General features: G+C 45.7%; 15 protein-coding genes and 1 pseudogene. 5 read left to right on the top strand and 11 right to left on the bottom strand.

What is annotated here, in order from left to right; genetic code table 11:
• Positions 1 to 38 precede the first annotated feature (38 nt).
• A complete protein-coding gene (gene nrdG / locus J8Z23_RS17195; RefSeq protein WP_005394529.1) occupies positions 39 to 509 on the bottom strand; it encodes an anaerobic ribonucleoside-triphosphate reductase-activating protein in 471 nt (156 codons plus the stop codon).
• 84 nt (positions 510 to 593) lie between these two features.
• On the bottom strand, positions 594 to 2,714 hold the full coding sequence (nrdD, locus tag J8Z23_RS17190; protein WP_301659105.1) for an anaerobic ribonucleoside-triphosphate reductase: 2,121 nt from the start codon (positions 2,712 to 2,714) through the stop codon (positions 594 to 596).
• Between the two features lie 309 nt (positions 2,715 to 3,023).
• Here nrdD and J8Z23_RS17185 point away from each other — a divergent pair, with 309 nt between their 5' ends.
• Complete coding sequence (locus tag J8Z23_RS17185) at positions 3,024 to 3,890, top strand: endonuclease/exonuclease/phosphatase family protein (RefSeq protein ID WP_301659106.1); 867 nt, start codon at positions 3,024 to 3,026, stop codon at positions 3,888 to 3,890.
• 88 nt (positions 3,891 to 3,978) lie between these two features.
• On the opposite strand, the gene J8Z23_RS17180 is transcribed toward J8Z23_RS17185, so the two are convergent.
• From J8Z23_RS17180 to J8Z23_RS17160, 5 genes are read right to left on the bottom strand one after another with little or no spacing between them, the layout of a single operon-like run.
• Positions 3,979 to 5,034, bottom strand: a complete 1,056-nt coding sequence (locus J8Z23_RS17180) for an efflux RND transporter periplasmic adaptor subunit (RefSeq protein ID WP_021454455.1) — start codon at positions 5,032 to 5,034, stop codon at positions 3,979 to 3,981.
• Positions 5,031 to 8,339 carry an efflux RND transporter permease subunit gene (locus tag J8Z23_RS17175; RefSeq protein WP_434635607.1) on the bottom strand — a complete coding sequence of 1,103 codons (3,309 nt, stop codon included), beginning with the start codon at positions 8,337 to 8,339 and terminating at the stop codon, positions 5,031 to 5,033. The genes J8Z23_RS17180 and J8Z23_RS17175 overlap by 4 nt, the downstream gene beginning before the upstream one ends.
• Before the next feature lie 28 nt (positions 8,340 to 8,367).
• Entirely contained in the window at positions 8,368 to 8,826 is a 459-nt protein-coding gene (locus J8Z23_RS17170; RefSeq protein ID WP_046875443.1) for a YeeE/YedE family protein, read from the bottom strand.
• 10 nt (positions 8,827 to 8,836) lie between these two features.
• The gene (locus J8Z23_RS17165; protein WP_434635606.1) at positions 8,837 to 9,256 is read right to left on the bottom strand and encodes a YeeE/YedE family protein; all 420 of its coding nucleotides are present in this window, start codon (positions 9,254 to 9,256) and stop codon (positions 8,837 to 8,839) included.
• Positions 9,257 to 9,284: 28 nt separating this feature from the next.
• Positions 9,285 to 9,593, bottom strand: coding sequence for an ArsR/SmtB family transcription factor (locus J8Z23_RS17160; RefSeq protein ID WP_012842251.1), 309 nt, complete (start codon positions 9,591 to 9,593; stop codon positions 9,285 to 9,287).
• Between the two features lie 178 nt (positions 9,594 to 9,771).
• On the opposite strand from J8Z23_RS17160, the gene J8Z23_RS17155 reads away from it, so the two are divergent.
• Both J8Z23_RS17155 and J8Z23_RS17150 read left to right on the top strand, forming a co-directional pair.
• Positions 9,772 to 9,957, top strand: coding sequence for a YgaP family membrane protein (locus J8Z23_RS17155; protein ID WP_012842250.1), 186 nt, complete (start codon positions 9,772 to 9,774; stop codon positions 9,955 to 9,957).
• Between the two features lie 71 nt (positions 9,958 to 10,028).
• The gene (locus J8Z23_RS17150) at positions 10,029 to 11,732 is read left to right on the top strand and encodes an FAD-dependent oxidoreductase (protein ID WP_434635604.1); all 1,704 of its coding nucleotides are present in this window, start codon (positions 10,029 to 10,031) and stop codon (positions 11,730 to 11,732) included.
• Positions 11,733 to 11,808: 76 nt separating this feature from the next.
• On the opposite strand, the gene J8Z23_RS17145 is transcribed toward J8Z23_RS17150, so the two are convergent.
• The 4 genes and pseudogenes from J8Z23_RS17145 to J8Z23_RS17130 all read right to left on the bottom strand — a co-directional run bounded on the left by J8Z23_RS17145 (position 11,809) and on the right by J8Z23_RS17130 (position 16,691).
• Positions 11,809 to 12,504 carry an aspartate/glutamate racemase family protein gene (locus tag J8Z23_RS17145; RefSeq protein WP_434635602.1) on the bottom strand — a complete coding sequence of 232 codons (696 nt, stop codon included), beginning with the start codon at positions 12,502 to 12,504 and terminating at the stop codon, positions 11,809 to 11,811.
• 145 nt (positions 12,505 to 12,649) lie between these two features.
• Positions 12,650 to 13,451 (bottom strand): annotated as a pseudogene (locus J8Z23_RS17140) (PhzF family phenazine biosynthesis protein).
• A gap of 141 nt (positions 13,452 to 13,592) precedes the next feature.
• Complete coding sequence (locus J8Z23_RS17135; protein WP_434635600.1) at positions 13,593 to 14,069, bottom strand: DM13 domain-containing protein; 477 nt, start codon at positions 14,067 to 14,069, stop codon at positions 13,593 to 13,595.
• Positions 14,070 to 14,366: 297 nt separating this feature from the next.
• Positions 14,367 to 16,691 carry an FdhF/YdeP family oxidoreductase gene (locus tag J8Z23_RS17130; RefSeq protein ID WP_434635599.1) on the bottom strand — a complete coding sequence of 775 codons (2,325 nt, stop codon included), beginning with the start codon at positions 16,689 to 16,691 and terminating at the stop codon, positions 14,367 to 14,369.
• A gap of 667 nt (positions 16,692 to 17,358) precedes the next feature.
• Between J8Z23_RS17130 and J8Z23_RS17125 the strand changes: the two genes are divergently transcribed.
• Together J8Z23_RS17125 and fdhD are read left to right on the top strand one after the other, a co-directional pair.
• Positions 17,359 to 18,243 carry a LysR family transcriptional regulator gene (locus tag J8Z23_RS17125; protein WP_005460961.1) on the top strand — a complete coding sequence of 295 codons (885 nt, stop codon included), beginning with the start codon at positions 17,359 to 17,361 and terminating at the stop codon, positions 18,241 to 18,243.
• 53 nt (positions 18,244 to 18,296) lie between these two features.
• The gene (gene fdhD / locus J8Z23_RS17120; RefSeq protein WP_434635597.1) at positions 18,297 to 19,127 is read left to right on the top strand and encodes a formate dehydrogenase accessory sulfurtransferase FdhD; all 831 of its coding nucleotides are present in this window, start codon (positions 18,297 to 18,299) and stop codon (positions 19,125 to 19,127) included.
• The last annotated feature ends 345 nt before the right edge of the window (positions 19,128 to 19,472 follow it).

The raw sequence follows: 19,472 nt of genomic DNA, 5'->3' as shown, positions 1-19,472 counted from the left end.
GCACGCGTGAGCCCTTTTTATGTTTGGAGAATGCTTGATTAAATATCCGTAAAGCGATGAATGATTTGGTTTGAACTGCCACGCCATTCGAGATTGAGATCTTTCTTGTCTTGTTCAAACTTACCATCAATCAAAACATCGATGTATTGCACCACTTCTCTTTGCGCGTCATCCAGTTCAGCCAGCGTGTAGCCTGTCCAAACCCAGATGTCTTTACCGGGACACTCTTCTCTCACCCTTTTCACGATCTTTAAAATATGAGGCACATTAGCAGGATGAAGCGGATCTCCGCCAGACAACGACAAACCGCGACGCTTAATGCGCGTGTCATTCAAGTCATTGATGATCTTGTCTTCCGCTTCTTGCGTGAACAACACTCCCGAATCCAAGCGTTGCGTCGACTGGTTATAACAGCCACGACACTGATGTACACAGCCCGACACAAACAATGTGCAGCGCGTACCCGGTCCGTTAACAACGTCAATTGGATAATATTGGTGGTAGTTCATAATGCGTCTCTTTGTTATCGCGAAAAAGAAAATCAACCTAAAGCAGGTTGATTTTCAAAGTGTTGAATCGAGTGGTAATTAACCTTATAGGTGTTTCACTCGACGTTTAACTTCTTCTTGTTTGCCGAAGTTAAACGGACGTGCATCTGGGCTGCCCAAGTAGCCACATACGCGACGTGTCACCGATACTTTGGTTGAATCGTGGTTGCCACAACTTGGGCAAGTAAAGCCTTTGCTTGTACATTCAAACTCGCCGGTGTAACCACATTCGTAACACTCATCAATCGGAGTGTTGGTTCCGTAGTAAGGAACGCGGGTGTAACTGTAGTCCCACACGTTTTCTAGCGCTTCTACGTTACGTTGCATGTTCGGGAACTCACCGTAACAGATGAAGCCACCGCTTGAGATTTCTGGGTAAGGCATCTCGAAGTCGATCTTGTCGTAAGGGTTAACCTTCTTCTCAACATCCAAGTGGAAGCTGTTGGTGTAGTAACCTTTGTCTGTTACGCCTTCAATCAAACCAAACTCTTTGGTGTCGATGCGGCAGAAACGACTACATAGGTTTTCACTTGGTGTTGCGTACAAGCTAAAGCCATAGCCAGTTTCGTCAGCCCATTGATTCACCGCATCTTTTAGATGTTTGATGATCGCGACCGCTTTTTCACGCAATACGGCATCATCGTAAACGTGCGCTTCAGTACCAAACAACGCGTTGATAGTTTCATGCACGCCAATGTAGCCTAGAGAAATTGACGCACGGCCGTTTTTGAAGATTTCTGCAATCGAATCGTCCGCTTTCAAGCGCACACCACATGCACCTTCCATATATAGAATTGGGGCAACGCGCGCTTTTACGTTCTCTAGACGAGAAATACGCGTTTCTAGTGCTTTACGAGCAAGACGTAGACGATCATCAAGCAGTTCATAGAACTTCGCTTCGCTGCCTTTTGCGCGAAGCGCGATACGTGGCAAGTTCAAGCTAACTACACCAAGGTTGTTACGACCTTCATGGATAAGTTCGCCATCCTCTTCGTAAGTACCTAGGAAGCTACGACAGCCCATAGGTGTTTTGAATGAACCCGTTACTTCCACGACTTTGTCGTAGTTAAGAATGTCTGGGTACATACGTTTTGAAGCACACTCAAGTGCAAGCTTCTTAATATCGTAGTTAGGATCTTCTGCCTTGTGGTTTAGGCCGTCTTTAATACCGAACACCAATTTAGGGAATACGGCGGTTTTACGGTTTTTGCCAAGACCAGCGATACGGTTTTTCAAAATCGATTGCTGAATAAGACGAGACGCCCAGCTTGTACCAAGCCCAAAACCAAACGTAACGAATGGCGTTTGACCATTTGCCGTGTGTAGTGTGTTTACTTCGTACTCTAGCGATTGGAATGCGTCGTAACACTCTTTCTCAGTGCGAGCTTTAGCGAACTCTTCTGGCTCAGCAATGTTCCACTCATTCGCGATTTCTAAATGCTTTTCATAGCTCGTGATGACGTAAGGTTCTAACACTTCGTCGATACGGTTGATGGTTGTACCGCCATAAATATGGCTAGCCACTTGAGCAATAATTTGCGCTGTTACTGCGGTCGCAGTTGAAATCGATTTAGGCGTATCGATTTCTGCATTACCCATTTTGAAGCCGTGCGTTAGCATGCCTTTCAAATCGATAAGCATACAGTTAAACATCGGGAAGAATGGTGCGTAATCCAGATCGTGGTAGTGAATGTCACCCACTTCGTGTGCTTGAACCACATCACGAGGCAGGATGTGCGTTTTCGCGTAGTGCTTCGCCACGATACCAGCCAACAAGTCACGCTGAGTTGGGATAACTTTGCCGTCTTTGTTCGCGTTTTCGTTGATCAAATCAAGGTTACTTTCTTCAATCAAACCCTCGATTTCACGAGTTAGTGCACTTTGCTTTTCACGCGCGATGTCGCGGTCATGGCGATATTCAATATAAGAACGTGCTAGGGCTTTGTAAGGACCTTGCATGAGCTCATTCTCAACTAAGTTTTGAATCTCATGGATGTGAACTTCATCGTGATCTTTTAGCTGTAACTCGACAGCAAGAGCGACATTAAGAGCATAAATGGCGACATCTTTATCTTTGTTTTCCGCTGCCGCTTCAACTGCTGCTTGGATACGATCCCTGTTGAACGGAGCTCTTGAGCCGTCACGCTTGATTACGATTGGTTTCACTTTCTTCTCCTTACCCCAGCATACTCACAGAGTTATCCACAAACACACTATATGGGGTTATTTTTTATTCTGCTAACACAATATATTGTGGCGTATTTAACGAAAAGCACCACTTGAAAACATTGATTTTGATCAATAAAGATCGGCTAGCGGACAAGAACAAATCGATCTTATTGGTACTGATCTCAGTTGAGAAGAAAACCATGAAAATTGCAAAATTGGTACGAAATCTACTTGCTTTTTTTAGAGCGCTTATAGGATAAAGGTTGGAAAGGAATACGCTAAAATCCAGGAGTGAAACAAGCCAATATGCGATCACTATTTGTTACTGCCTTATTAATTTTTAGTTCAACGTCACTTGCTCAAAACTCCATCAACTTAACCAGTTGGAATATAGAATGGCTGTCTATAAATGGAGGTAAGGTTTCTAGAACCAGTGAAGATTTCGTCAAACTCAATCAATATGTGGATAAAACTCAAGCCGACATCATCGCCTTTCAAGAGGTCGACTCCAAAGCCGCCGTTCAAAAAGCCGTAGGCGATGGCTACGCGATTTACCTCTCTGATCGAGCTCAATCAAACAATAAGCACCTTCAGTTTTCTGATACCAACCAGTACACCGGTTTTGCTGTGCGCAAAGACATTGAAGTGTCTGACCCAGCAGACTTCTCAATCACGCGTGGTAATAGCAAGTTGCGCTTTGCCAGTTACATCGTCGTTAACCCAAGCCAAAAGGACGAGCTTCACCTGCTCTCTGTGCATCTAAAAGCAGGATGCAGCGGAGCGTACAAAAACAGTCGTGATTGCCAGACACTGAGTCAACAAGGAGAAGCACTTGCGAAATGGATGAGCGAGAGAGAAAAGAAAAAAGAGCAGTACGCCGTAATGGGCGATTTCAATCACAACTTGTCGTATCAACGTGATTGGCTGTGGGCGATCATGACGCTTGGTAACGATGCACAATTGGTAACGCGAGATACCAAAGCGGATTGCAAGGTTCGCTCAAATAAGAACCCAAGAAAAACACACCAATTCCGATCTTTGATTGATCACATTATTGTTAGCCCGCAAATAAAAGCGAAAAACGCACATCAAACGCTGTTCAGCTCACAAGATGTTTTGGATTACAAACTGAGCGACCATTGTCCTGTAAACGCAACGGTAACGCTTAACTGAACGAACAAAATAGCCCAGCATCATGCTGGGCTGTTTTATGTTCTTTGTTAGATAGACGTTTAACTAGTTAACAAAAGAAACCGTTCTATCAAAGCGCTCTTGGATTCAGCAGTACGACGTCACCCTGCTTCAACCCCGTTCGCACTCTCCCCAACTCTCCAAGCTGAATAAGCCGAGTTTCTACCTCACCGCTGTCTTGCACCACTTTTACGTAGTCCAATTGGCCAACTTGGTAAACCGCCTCTTTTGGCACGCGAAGTACAACATCGTCGGTCAAGGTCAACGCGACTTTGGCGTATGTACCTGGATAGATAGCCGTTGGCGGCTCGAATTGAAGCTTTACGGTATAACTACGCGAGTTGGCATCTGCCGACGGCGTCACTTCTTTTACTGCCGCTTGCGCGTTGAGGTTGTAAGACGGAAAAACAACGTCCACTTCTTTATCGTAAGTCACATAAGGCATGACAGACTCAGCAAAGTTCACCTCTATTTCCAACGAGTTTGGATTGTACATTGATAAAAGCAAAGCCCCCGGCGTCGCGGTATCACCTTTGTTGATGGGCTTTTGCGTGATCAAACCATCAAACGGTGCAGTAATGATGCTGTAGCCAAAGGTCGTTTCCGCCTCAGAGACCGCCGCCTGCGCTTTATTAAAGTTGGCTTGTGCGGTTTGCAACGCACTTTCCGCTTGGTCAAATTGCGATTGAGGGATCAGTTTTTTGTTTAAAAGCGCTCTGACACGAGAAAACTCCTTTCTCGCCGCGTTAAGCTGCGCTTGTGCAGAGGATAAAGCCTGCTCACTTTGACGAACTCGCGCGTCGAGATCATCGCTTTCTAGCCGCGCCAACACGTCTCCTTGCCTCACTCTATCGCCAACCTTCACCAATACCTCCATCACCGATGCCGTTAACCGTGCCGCGATATCGGCGTGCTGCTCTGCAACGACGACGCCCGGAAATTCTCGAACAACCGGTTCGCTGGTTAACATCAGTTGATGTGTCTCTGCGTTATTTACATCAATCTGGTTGGTTTTCGCGTCATGTTCTGTCGGCAATTTTTCTGTAAAAAATCCAGCCATATAGAGAAAAAGAAGCGCGAGTATGGCAAACAGAATCACGCCTAACCATTTGGTATCTAATTTCATTGCTCTTCCTCCATCTGAGGTAATCCATGTCCTTTGGTGTTTTGGTATGCAAGGTTGTAAACCACCGGAACCACAAGCAACGTAAAGATGGTCGAGGCGGTAATTCCGAATATGATTGCCCAAGCCAAACCGTTAAAAATTGGGTCTAACGTAATCACGACGTTACCCAGTAACGTTGTACCCGCGGTCAGTAATATTGGTCTCATACGAACAACACCAGATTCAATCAACGCATCATGTAGGCTACGACCTTCAGCCAGCGATTGCTGAACAAATTCAATCAAAACGAGTGAGTTACGCACCACAATCCCTGCTAGCGCAATCATGCCGATCATCGCGGTCGCCGTGAACAGAGCCGGGTTCGGGTAATTACCGATATCACTGCTTAACACATTCAAAATCCAGAACCCCGGCATAATCCCAATCACGGTCAGAGGTATCGCCAGCATGATGATGCCCGATACCGCAGGTAAACCTGTTTGAATCAACATCACCACAAATACGCCAAGCAGCGCAGCGCCATAAGCAATGCCTAAATCGCGGAATACGTCTACTGTGATTTTCCATTCCCCCTCACCACTCCAAACTACTTCGATGTTGTCTGGCACGCTCCAAGTGACACCAGCTCCATTGCTCAAGTACGTGCGATCTTGCCAGTGACGATGCACATCTTCCGCGTGAGTTGTATCTTGGTCAGCCATCACATCGGCAATCACTTCACCCGGAACACGCCCAACTATCTCGGCGTAGACATACACAACAGGCTTGAGGTTCTTATGGAAAATCGGTTTGTCCGCTGCACGTTTCACAAAATGACCGACTTCAGACAACTGCACGATAGGCTGAGGAGCATCCACAACCGCCCCATTGGATTCTACTTTTGCAATGCCAGGACGGCCTCGCACATAAAGCTGCTCTAGTTGATTCAGGTTATCTCTGTCTTCACGCCGGAGCTGCACTTCGATAGGTAGTGGATCCACTTCTCTTGGATCGGCTATATAACCGAGCACTTTGGCGTTCGCGGCGGTAATAAGCGTGTTATTGATATCAGCAACAGAAACGCCAGACAGCGCCGCTTTTTCTTGATCAACGATGAATTGCCACGTTTCTAAATCACCTTGGATGCTGGTATCCACCTCAGAAACCAACTGTTCTTTGCGAAGCCTATCCGCGACTTTCTCTGCTTGAATCATCAGATCTTCATAAGATGTCGCTTCATCACCGTAAACTTCTGCCGTAATGGTGGCGATAACAGGCGGGCCTGGCGGCACTTCGACTAGCTGCACATCAGCATCAAACTTATCTGCAATCTGCTCTAAATCCGCCCTGAGTCGTGTCACCAATTCGTGTGATTGCATTGCGCGGCGATTCTTCTCTGCAAGAACGACTCGAAGCTCGCCTTGGTATGGTTCGCTGCGCATAAAGTAGTGGCGCACCATGCCGTTGAAATCCATTGGGGAAGTGGTGCCTGCAAAGCCCGACACACTTGTCACTTCCGGCACCGTCATTAAATAGTCCGTAAAGTTCGACAGCGCGTTGGAGGTATCCACAAAGCTTGAAGACTCTGGCATGTTTAATACCAATTGGAACTCGTTCTTATTGTCATAAGGCAGCAACTTGAGTGGAACTAAGCGAAGTGCTGGCAACAATGCTGCCAAGACGAACAACAAGGCAACCAAACCAAGGAAAAGCCATGCTTTCTTGCGGCTTTCAAGTAGCGGAATCAACACACCACGATACAAACGATACATCGGCGACGATTGGATGTCATAGTGGCCGTTTTTCTCAGCACCTTTGAGTAGCTTCTTGGCAAGCCAAGGCGTGATCATAAACGCGACAACGGTACTAAAGATAACGCTGATCGGAACGTTGAACGCCAGTGGCGCCATGTAAGGCCCCATCATCCCAGTGATAAAAAACATCGGCGTAAACACGATCACGATTGCGACCGTCGACATTAACAAGGCGCTACGAATTTCTGCCATGGCGAGAACAATCGCGTTGGTTCGTGTTAGATTTTTGCGTTTGAGGTAGCGTTCAATGTTGTCGATACTCGCGATCGGATCGTCCACGATCAAACCTAGCGCCAAAATCAATGCAAAGAGCGTGACTCGGTTGATGGAATAGCCAAATGCCAAGTCCATCCCGAGCGCGGCACCATAGCTAATCGGAATCGCGATACCAACCACCAATGCGCTTCGCCAGTTCAAAAACAAACCGACAAACACCACGACCGTTAGAATAGAGATGCCAAGGCTTGATACCAAGTTGTTTACTTTCGCATTCGCCGTTTCGCCATAGTCACGAATGACTGCAACTTGAACTTGTGGAGGAAACTGCTCGGATTGAAGCGCCGCCAGTTTATCCCGAACAGACTGAGCGACGTTAACCGCGTTCGAGCCTTTTTGTTTAGCGACAGAAATGAACACCGATGGGTATGCTTCATCGTGGTTTTTATCGCGATACCAAGTATCGGATGTTGCCTCACCTTCACCGTCGTAAATACGCGCGACATCTTTCAAATAAACGGGTTTGCCATTGAGCACCGCGATAACAAGATCGCCAACCTCTTCGGCGTTAGTCAGAAACCGTCCCGACTCCAATGTGTAATTTTGCCCGTTTACGCGAACGTTCTTGCCTTGGGTTTTGCTATTACTGAGCTGAATGGCCTGTTCGAGGTCATCGATGGTTACTTTGAAGTTTGCCATCGCAACGGAATCAAGCTCTATCTGGATTTTTCTCGGCTCACCGCCAATCACTTCCACCTTGTTGGTGGCATCCAATGATTTAATGCCTAACGTGGCTTGGTCTGCAATACGTCTCAACTGATGGCGATCGAGAATGTCTGGATCGGTGGAATAAATTGCGGCAACAACAATGGGTACATCATCGATTTCAACAGGCTTTACAAGCCAGTTAGTGACAGAAGGAGGAACTTTGTCTTGGTTGGAGTAGAGTTTGTTGTAAAGCTTAACCAGAGCATCTTCGCGGTTTTCGCCGACATAGAAACGAACGATGACTTGCGCAGCACCTTCCATTGACGAAGAATAAACGTATTCCACACCGTCAATTTGGCTAACAAGCTTTTCTAATGGTTCAGTGATTTGATTTTCGACTTGAGAAGCGCTTAGTCCGGGAGCCGAAACCAATACATCCGCCATCGGCACAACGATTTGCGGGTCTTCCTCTTTCGGGGTCAGCCACAAAGCCGCGGCACCGACCATAAGCGCGAGTAAAATCATGATCGGAGGGAAAAAGCTGTTCATCACGGACTGAACAAAACTTCGCTTTAGTTTGTCGGGCATCCTTTCCCCTCCATATCAGATTGATTGTTTACGCGTTCGCGGTTTTCATCTTCTTCGCGTTACGGTAAGTAATGATCGCCTTCGCGAACAGAGATCCAACTAACATCGCAAGGAAGAACACCACAATGCTCACGTTGCCTAATGCCAGACTCGCAACCGCAGGGCCAGGGCAAATACCTGCCAAACCCCAACCTAAACCAAAGATGGCCGCACCAGATAACAAACGTCCGTCGATGTTCTTATTGGTTGGTGTGCAAAACGCTTCACCGCTAACTGATTGTTTTCTCGGCTTGATGATTAAAAAATAGCTTGGCATAAATACCGCGAGTGCGCCGCCCATCACAAAAGCCAAACTTGGATCCCAACTGCCAGAAATATCTAAAAATCCAATGACTTTAGCTGGGTCGATCATACCAGACACCGCCATGCCCATACCGAATAACACACCGCTCAAAAGAGCAGAAAAACGAAAAATAGTCTTGTTCATGGAATCTCTCTTAAACTAGGTGAAGTCGAACGAATACCGTTAGGCCAGCGACAGCCATAAATACACAGGTCGCCACAATAGAGCGCTTAGACAAACGGCCCATGCCACAAATGCCGTGCCCACTAGTACATCCGTTACCCAGTCTGGTTCCGATTCCTACCAATAAACCAGCGGCAATCACCATCCCTAAAGAAAGGTTCGCGGTACTAGGAACCGCAACGCCCAACATCAGAACGCTAATCAAGCCACCAGCTATCATTCCAACCGCAAAAAGCAATCGCCACGAATAATCGCCTTTTTTCGGTGACATAATGCCATTCATAATTCCACTGAATCCGGCAATTTTCCCGTTAACCAACAACAATATAGTGGCGGAGATCCCTAACAAAATGCCACCAAACAACGATTCCCATGGAATAACGTTTAACATTATTTACCTCTAAAATCTTAGCTACGAATTAGTTACAGAAAACGCTATGAAGCGCCTTGATTAATGACTCAACTCTCGGTTCTGACAACGAATAAAACACTTGCTGTGATGCCTTACGAGCCTTGATCAATTTGTGTTTGCGAAGCACCGTCAAGTGCTGTGAAAAGGCGGATTGGCTAAGGAACGAGTTCTTTTGCAGCTCCCCAACACCAACCTCACCTTGGGTCAGTTGGCACAACACCATTAGCCTTTCCGGATGTGCCATTACTTTTAGGAGATCAGCAGCTTCATTGGCATTGCCTTTCATTGCTGCTACATCCATATCTGTATAGCTCATGACTAACCTCTACATTAAAAACTAAATTAGATATTACTAAAACAAAGCATTTAGTCAACGCTAAATTAGCAATTATGAATTTAGACAAATTAACATTAGACATTTCTAATTTAGATAATTATAGTGATGAATATCAAAGGATGGCGTTCTCAGTTTGAGAGTACGAAGGAGAAGAGTTATGACGTTAGAAAATGCAGTACGAATTTTTGCAGGCACGATGGTATTGATCTCGGTCATACTAACCGTGTTCGTTCACAGTAACTTCATTTGGTTCACCGTGTTTATCGGCGTTAATCTTATTCAAAGTGCTTACACGGGAATCTGCCCTGCTGCTTATTTTTTAAAGAAATTTGGTTTTAGATAATCTAGAGCGTAGTGACCTTTCACACTGGCTATTCGTGAAAGGTCAGTTCGCCCTAAAACTTGGAGTTAAAAATGACTAAGATCTTAATCGTCGGTGGTGTTGCAGGTGGTGCATCTGCGGCGGCGCGTGCTCGTCGTCTAAGCGAAGATGCCGAAATCATCATGTTTGAACGTGGCCCATTCGTTTCATTTGCCAACTGTGGCTTGCCTTATCACATCGGCGGCGATATCCAAGAACGCAGTAAGTTACTACTACAAACGCCAGAAAGCTTTTTAGCACGCTTTAACGTTGATGTTCGCGTGATGAATGAAGTGGTTTCTATTAACCGACAGGACAAGACCGTTACGATCAAAAACCTGTTAGATGAGTCTGAATACGTAGAATCGTACGATTTTCTGCTGCTTAGCCCAGGTGCCGGCCCTATTGTTCCGCCAATTCCAGGTCTCGATAACCCGCTCACCCACTCGCTACGTAACATTCCAGATATGGATCGCATCATCGAAACGATCCAAATGAACAAGCCAGAGCATGCGACGGTTGTTGGCGGCGGTTTCATCGGTTTAGAAATGATGGAAGCCTTCCACCAACTTGGCATTAAAACCTCTCTGATCGAAATGGCAGACCAAGTCATGACGCCAGTAGACCGTGAAATGGCAGGCTTTGCTCATGCAGAAATTCGTGACAAAGGTATCGACCTAAAACTTGGCGTCGCGCTTGAATCTGTGAAATTCGTACCTAACGAGCACGTTGCAAGTTTCGACTCTGGTGAGAGTGAGAAACACCAACACCTAGAAGGTGAATTGGAGTTAACACTGAACAACGGTGAAAAACTCACTACCGATATTCTGATCATGGCAATCGGTGTACGTCCTGAGACAAAACTGGCGCAAGAAGCTGGCCTTCAAATTGGTGCGCTAGGCGGTATTTACACGAACGAATACATGCAAACCAGCGATCCTTCGATCTACGCTGTCGGCGACGCGATAGAAGAGAAAGACTTCGTGACTGGCGAGCAAACTCTAGTGCCACTTGCAGGCCCGGCAAACCGTCAAGGCCGTATGGCAGCGGACAATATGCTCGGCCGCAAAGAAACCTACCAAGGTACACAAGGGACAGCGATTTGTAAGATCTTTGACCTTGCAGTGGCTTCTACCGGTAAAAACGAGAAGCAACTAAAACGCGCTGGTATCGCATACGACAAAGTGTACGTGCATACCGCAAGCCACGCGAGTTACTACCCTGGCGCTGAAGTCGTGTCGTTCAAAATGTTGTTCGATCCAAAATCAGGCAAGATTTTAGGTGCTCAAGCAGTTGGTAAAGACGGTATCGACAAACGTATTGACGTTATGGCTGTTGCACAACGTGCTGGCATGACGGTTGAACAACTACAGCATCTTGAACTGACTTACGCGCCACCTTACGGCAGTGCAAAAGATGTGATCAACCAAGCGGCGTTTGTGGCAAATAACATCATCAAAGGTGACGCAGCGGCGATTCATTACGATGAAATCGACAACCTGACTGAAGATCAAATTCTCCTCGACGTCCGTAACCAGGGTGAATTGGAGTCTGTTGGTTATCTTGAAGGGGCAATCAACATTCCGGTTGACCAGTTACGCCATCGTATGGGTGAACTACCAAAAGACAAAGAGATTGTGATTTACTGTCAAGTAGGCTTGCGCGGTAACGTGGCATACCGTCAACTGGTCAACAATGGTTACAAAGCTCGTAACTTGATTGGTGGATACAGAACACTCAAATTCTCGCGCTTATAACGGGATAATAAAAACAGAGAAAACCGAGGAATTGGTTTTCTCTTTTGTTTATTTACATGGACTCAAATCTAACTCATTAACCTTCTATCGCCAAACGGACTGCTGCTTGAGCATGGATAGAAGTGGTATCAAGTAGCGTAACATCTGTGTGACTTTGGTTTACAAGTAAGGCAATTTCAGTGCACCCGAGAATCACGGCTTCAGCTCCCTGCTCTTTTAGTTTTTCAATAATTTGCAGGTATATCGTTCTCGATTCTTCTTTGATTTCACCTTGGCATAACTCTTTATAAATAATGTTATGCACTATAGAGCGATCATCTTGAGCGGGAATTATGACATCCAGCCCATAGAGGTCGGAAAGCCGTCCTTTGTAAAAGTCTTGCTCCATTGTGAATTGAGTACCAAGGAGTCCGATCTTTTGAACCCCTTTCTCACGAAGTAACTCAGCAGTCGCGTCTGCGATATGTAGTATGGGGATATTAATGCTGGCTTCAATTTGAGGAGCAACTTTGTGCATTGTGTTCGTACAAATAAGAATAAAATCAGCGCCCCCTTTTTCTATTGAAGATGCAGCATCAGATAGAATACTTGCCGTTTCTTCCCATTTACCTTGGTGTTGAAGTTTCTCTATCTCTGAAAAATTCACGCTATACATACAAATTTTTGCGGAATTTAGGCCGCCTAACGCCTCTTTGACTCCTTCGTTGATCAATTTGTAATAACTAAGCGTCGACTCCCAGCTCATGCCGCCTAGAAGACCGATAGTTTTCATATAACTCTCCAATCGTTATACACCACCGTGGCAGGGGTGTTTTTACAAACAAAATCAACTACGTGAATAGACAGCCTTCTAGCTTTTTTACTAGTGAAAACTGGATAAACCTGCAATCAGAAAAAACGAGAACCAAAAAGGACGACTACGCGATTCTCATATCTCCTCGCAACATTGTTACCGCACTTCCAGAAAGCTTAACGTATTCCGGACTCAATAGTTCTGTATAAACAACTCCACTTCTCTTGGATGCTTGGAAGCCTTTTAATTGCGCTTTACCGAGCTCTTTGGCCCAGTAAACACATAAAGCGCAATGAGCAGAACCTGTTACTGGGTCCTCATCAACACCCACCCAAGGGGCAAAATAGCGAGAGACAAAATCAGCGTCAGTGCTTGATTGAGCAGTGATAACAACTCCACGACCTTTTTGTTTAAGTAACGCAACTAAAATCAGGTTCGAGTTGCTCTATCAAAGACTCATCATTGATGACGATCAACTGCTTATTATCAAACTGACCATAAGCGTTTACATCAGCCACATCGAGCCCTAAGCCGTAAAGCAAGTCTGTGTTAATACTTGCTCGCATATCTAAAATAGGAGCAGGAAACACCAAATGAATGTCGTCATGATCAAGTTGTGCAGTTAAAACGCCGGATAGCGTGCCAAACTCAATGGTATCCCCTGTACTATATAACCCTTGCTCTCTCAGCACGTGCGCCGTGGCCAATGTGCCATGTCCACACAAAGCGACTTCCGTTTCAGGTGTAAACCAACGAAGTTGCATTGTGTTTAATGACAGAAACGCGGTTTCAGATAGTGACATCTCTGCCGCTATGGCCAACATCATTTCCTCATCAAGGCTTGATTCTGTGATACACACACCTGCAGGATTGCCTTTGAACACATCTGATGTAAACGAGTCGACCTGAAAAATTTTAACTTCCACAAAATATCCTTAAGTTCTATCAACCACTGTAGAACCATTAGCAGCACTTAGTGCATTTGTACCACGTAATGTATTGCACCAGTTCTTTGAGCAGTAAACCTTTATTAACTAAGAAGAAACCACTTTTTCTTCTGATGGGATTTATTGGTATTTTGCCGAAGTAATGAACTCACCGAATGTTTCACACCAAACAACAACAGTATTGTATTCAGAAATGGAAATCCCTTGAGGAACCTCAACAACGAAGTTATTGAATGTTTTGACATCACCAACCAAGCTCATCTCAGATTTAAGGTCATTAAACGCTTGTTCAGTCTCGACAAATTTAGGAGATAAATAGAGTTTATAGTCAGGCCCGGGAGCGAGCTTTCCTACCAGCGTAATAGCTTGGGAACTCAAATGAATTTCACCTTCTCCCCAATGAAAAGCATCGCTATCTTTGAGGTCCCTCGTGACAACTGCATTGTATTCTGCACCTTGCATGCGCTCAGAAACTTGCTCATCGGTCGGCGCAGGCGGTGCAATAAGAATCGGTAAAGTATAGATACCTATCGCAATACCAATCGCAACAGCCACTAAGTGGCTTAACGTTAATTTAATTATACTTTTCAAGGTCATCTATCTTCTTGTTAGTTTCATCAGCTTAGATTTCGGCTCAAATACAGACATCCGTCAGGTTATACGTCCAATAGCCTAATTTCATTAATATTATACACAAGCTGGACCAATGCGCCTTAATTGCTGCCTTTTAGAGTGCTATCCAATAACCCCGTTATTAACGAAAATAACTATTTTAATTCAGCCCCCTACACTCCTTCGACGAAATGATCTAAAGGCAAAGTGAGCAATTAAAAACGGCTGATAATTGATATCAGCCGTTTGCTTATCTGGAATGTCGTTGTGCTGGTTTGGGAACTATTCTGCTTCCACCAAAGCGATCTTATCGGATGTCGATTTTTCCAATTTGATCGCAATAAACTTAGAGGTTGGCGTAAACGTTCTATCCCCATAACTATCTAAAGGAACCAATGGGTTCGTTTCTGGATAGTAAGCCGCCGCCTGACCTGTTGGTACGTCATAGGCAACAAGCGTAAATCCGCTCACGCGACGCTCTACGCCATCTTCCCATAATGACACCATGTCCACTTTGTCTCCCGGTTCAAAACCGAGTTTACGAATATCCGCTTCATTGATAAACAGCACTTCGCGCATACCAAATACTCCACGATAACGGTCATTCAAGCCGTAAAGTGTCGTATTGTATTGGTCGTGTGAGCGCATGGTTTGCAAGATCAAATCTGGCTTTTGGCCTTTTTCGAGTATCGCTTCGCTGATCAACTGCTTCGGCAACTCGCTAGAGCTGAACTGTGCTTTGCCGCTTGGTGTATTCCATCGACGCTCGGCAGCTGGGTTTACCAAGTGGAATCCACCCGGGTGTTTAAGCTTATGGTTAAAGTCGGTAAAGCCCGGAATCGTGTCGGCAATCAAATCGCGAATACGGTCGTAATCTTCAATCGCCCACAACCAATCAATTGGTTTTACCCCGAGTGTGGCATTAGCAATACCGGCAATAATCGCTGGTTCTGAACGCAAATGCTCCGAACGCGGTTTTAGCTGACCAAATGAGATATGTACCATGCTGAAAGTATCTTCAACCGTCACACCTTGTGGGCCAGTCGCTTGCTGATCAATCTCGGTACGGCCTAAGCACGGAAGAATAAGCGCATCTTTACCTGTGACAAGGTGAGAACGATTTAACTTCGTCGAAATGTGTACGGTTAAATTACAGTTTCGCATCGCGTTGTGCGTACGTTCTGTGTCTGGCGTTGCTTGTGCAAAGTTACCGCCCAAACCGATAAATACTTTCGCTTGCCCTTCTTCCATCGCTTTAATGGCTTGCACAGTGTTGTGGCCTTCACCACGCGGGACGGCAAAGTTAAATCGACTTTCAATGCGATCCAACAACAGATCTGAAGGTTTTTCATCAATGCCCATCGTACGATCGCCCTGAACGTTACTGTGACCACGCACTGGTGAAAGACCCGCACCCGGCTTACCAACGTTACCTCGTAACATTTGCACGTTTGCGACTTCTTTAATGGTTGGCACAGAGTGACGATGCTGAGTCAACCCCATTGCCCAACACATGATCACACGTTCTGCACGTCGATACATGCTCGCCACCATCTCGATTTCACTTAAATCAAGACCCGATTGTTCCGCGATGTGTTCCCAAGAGGTTGCGTCCACTTCAGCCAAATACTCATCAATACCTATCGTGTGTTGCTTAATGAATTCACGGTCAAATACCGCTTTGCCACCGTTTTGCAATGCCTCGCGTTCCCATTGCAGCAAGAACTTCGCGATGCCACGAAACACTGCCATGTCTCCGCCTAAAGCAGGACGTAGGTACGCCGTGTTTGTAGGCTCTGAGCCGTTACTCAACATCTCAATCGGCATTTGTGGATTTTGGAAACGCTCTAATCCGCGCTCTTTCAGCGGGTTTAGGCAGATAACCTGTGCACCACGTTTTACCGCTTCGCGCAGAGGTTCGAGCATTCGTGGGTGATTCGTGCCCGGGTTTTGACCAATCACGAAAATCGCATCAGCTTCTTCAAAATCATCAAAGATCACTGTGCCTTTACCAACACCAATGGTGTCTTTCATCCCGATTGCACTGGCTTCGTGACACATGTTGGAACAATCTGGGAAGTTGTTGGTACCGAATGCGCGCACAAATAGCTGATACAAAAACGCCGCTTCGTTGCTTGCACGACCAGAGGTATAAAACTCCGCTTGGTGCGGTGAATCCAATTGATTGAGATGTTTCGCCACAAGAGAAAAAGCCTCATCCCAAGAGACAGGCACATAGTGGTCGGACTCGGCATCGTATCGCATTGGGTGCGTGATACGGCCTTGGTATTCCAACCAGTAATCGGTTTGCGTTGAGAGAGATGAAACGCTGTGATTGGCAAAAAACTCAGGATCAACCAGACGATTGGTCGCCTCCCAGTTTACCGCTTTCGCGCCATTCTCACAGAAATTGACTTTACCACTATCTGGCGACTCACCCCATGCGCATCCCGGGCAGTCGAAACCGCCATTTTGGTTGGTTTTGAGCATAGTGCGAATGTTCTTCACTGCATTTTCACTGCCCCACCAACTTCTGGTTACGGCTTTCAATGCCCCCCAACCACCAGCAGGACCTTTGTATGCTTTTATTTGTTCTTTTTGGCTCACGACTTTACTCCTCGCAGATATACCAGCAAGCAGGGTGCCCGTGAAAACAAGCGCGTTATTTATTGAGATAATGCGGAAGTATTGAAGGGCTTAGTTTCTAATCCATGTATTTTTTAATCCAAATAAGTAACTACTCAACATGCTCTCGCTTGTCCGAGCGTTTACTTATCTAGATTCTTGATATCGGATACCCGCCTACTGTTTCTAAGACTGTTAGATTCAATTCGCATTGTTGCGCCTTGATCTAAATCAAAGATTAAGTCGTTATTCAATATGCGTCCAATTGATAATCCTGACCGAGTGATAAACAAAATCTATGACGAATTTTTCTACTGACGCTCATCACATTTTTAATCAATACAGTTTATGAGGTTAATCGTTTTCCCATTCGATTCCACCTAGTTAGCTTAACGAACTCAATAAAATCGGCATTCTTGATAATAGATAGTATCTATCACACTATAGATACTTTAAATTTGACCCTAATTAATATCAGGAATAGCCTTGATTCAGATCAATTTTGAGTGTGGTTTTATTCTTGACTTGGTTTTGGTTTTACATTTCCCAGTTAAAACGCTCCAGCGCTTAAAAAGTACGGTAGTGCTGTGCCCTTATTTAGGGAGGTCCCCCGTACATGTGACTCACAACGCAAGGTTAACAAGCCATTATGGATATCAAACAACTTAAATATCTCATCGCACTTGAACAGACCAAACACTTTGGTCAAGCCGCCGCATTGTGCCACATTACGCAGCCTACCTTGTCCATGAGAATCCGAAGCTTAGAGGAAGAACTCGACCTCGAATTAATCCAAAGAAGTCAACGATTTGAAGGATTTACTGAAGCCGGAGAACGCATTTTAGCTTGGGCGAAAACCGTCTTAGCCGCTCATGATGGATTGCAAGCCGAGGCTGCTAACTGCCGTGGTCAGTTGGTCGGTTCACTTCGGCTTGGAATGGTGCCACTCGCCAGCCAAAACCCGATGCAATTGCTCAAACCATTAGCTCAACAGTTCCCTGAGTTACGCTTTCAAATACTCTCCATGACGACCGAACAGATCATAGACCAACTCAATCGCAATCAGCTTGATTTGGGCATGTGTTATGTCGATCAAGTTAACACCGCTTACTTCGATGTTATCGAGCTAGATTCGACAAAACTTGGCGTTTTATTCGATGAGCGTCATTTTGATTTTGCCGAATCTGAAGTGTTGTGGGAGTCACTCAATAACATTCCGCTAGGGCTGCTTTCGAAGGGCATGCACTATCGCCACTCGATTGATCTTAGCTTTGTGAGTAAAGGGCTAGTTCCACAAACCGTCATTGAAAGTAACTCCACCTTTCACTTGATCCAAGCAGTAACCAGTGGCCTTTGTTGCGCCATTATGCCGCTGAATTGTGGATTAGAAGAGCTGAACGATACGCTTCGCATTATCCCTATCGAAGAAGCCGCCGTTCACGCCCCGCTAGGTTTGTTAAAGAGAAAACAAGAACCCTTCTCCGCGCTAACCGATCAGTGCTTTGCAGAAGCAAAAAACATATTCAATCGATAACAAGAATCCACACGTCAATTTTTGGCATACATAACGGCTTATGAGGTGATTTCATGAGATGTACTACTCAATCTTATTTTGAACTGTCCGATTTCAATCAAGCACCACCTCAACCAAGTGCGTTCAATTACCGAGAATTGATTGATGGCCGCCCAGTGCAACAAATGTCGCTGGCGAGTGAATCCGCCTTAGCTATCAGCTATAACGGCATTAGCCAAGCGGTCATGATGGTGACGCCAGGCCATCTGGAAGACTTCGTGAAAGGATTTAGCCTAAGCACAGGCATCGTCCACGACTTCAAAGAGATCAAAGACATTGAAATTGGTGGCGATCACGAATCTCACTATGCGGAAGTGGAAATCAGCAACCGAGCTTTCTGGGCGTTAAAAACACAGCGCCGAAATCTTGCCGGCACAACCGGATGCGGCATTTGTGGTGTCGAGGCTCTGGAACAAGCTTTGCCTGATTTGGCGCCGCTAACACTGTCTCTTCCTCCGCGCTCCGATGTATTCGAAGGGCTGCGAGACAAAGTCGCACAGCATCAAGAAGCCGCACGTGAATCTGGTGCGTTACACGCCGCTTTATTTGCAGATTTACAAGGCAACATCAAGTTGTGCCGAGAGGACATCGGCCGTCACAACGCGCTAGATAAGTTGATTGGCGCATTGGCCAACAATCACATCGCACCTCAAAGTGGCTTCGCAATCATGACAAGCCGTTGCAGCTTAGAGTTGATCCACAAAGCCGTTCGCGCGCGCATCCCCACACTGGTTTGCTTATCTGCACCTACAGCGTTAACCGTCGAATGGGCAAGAAGAAACCATTTGAACCTAATTCACTTGCCAAAACACGGCTCGCCGCGTCTATACAGCCCTGCGCCTTAACACGTCGACCTAACCGAATTCCTAATATTTCTAACGGAGACCTCTGGGTCTCTTTTGTTTGCTTCTCACTCCCAATTGATACTTAGCGACAAGACACTATTCTCTCCAACCAAACGTGCTCACCCCTTGTCACCACTAAGCTTACGCATATTAATCCGTTTGCATTTGAACGCTTTCCAATCGATAAAAACTCAGTCAAAAACCCATATATTAGTAAGGGCTTTGTGTGACTCTTTTCACGCTTTTCCGCCTTCTTAGGCATTTCTAGGAATTTTTCCTAGCCGATCTAGGCAACCATCTCATGTGCCTCACAAAACCACTCTCTAGAATTCCGCTCAGTCAAAG

This window comes from Vibrio sp. SCSIO 43086 (genome assembly GCF_051132235.1).
GTDB classification, from domain to species: Bacteria; Pseudomonadota; Gammaproteobacteria; order Enterobacterales; family Vibrionaceae; genus Vibrio; species Vibrio diabolicus.
Note: the sequence above shows the minus strand (reverse complement) of the source record. Positions and strands in the feature narration are given on the sequence as shown.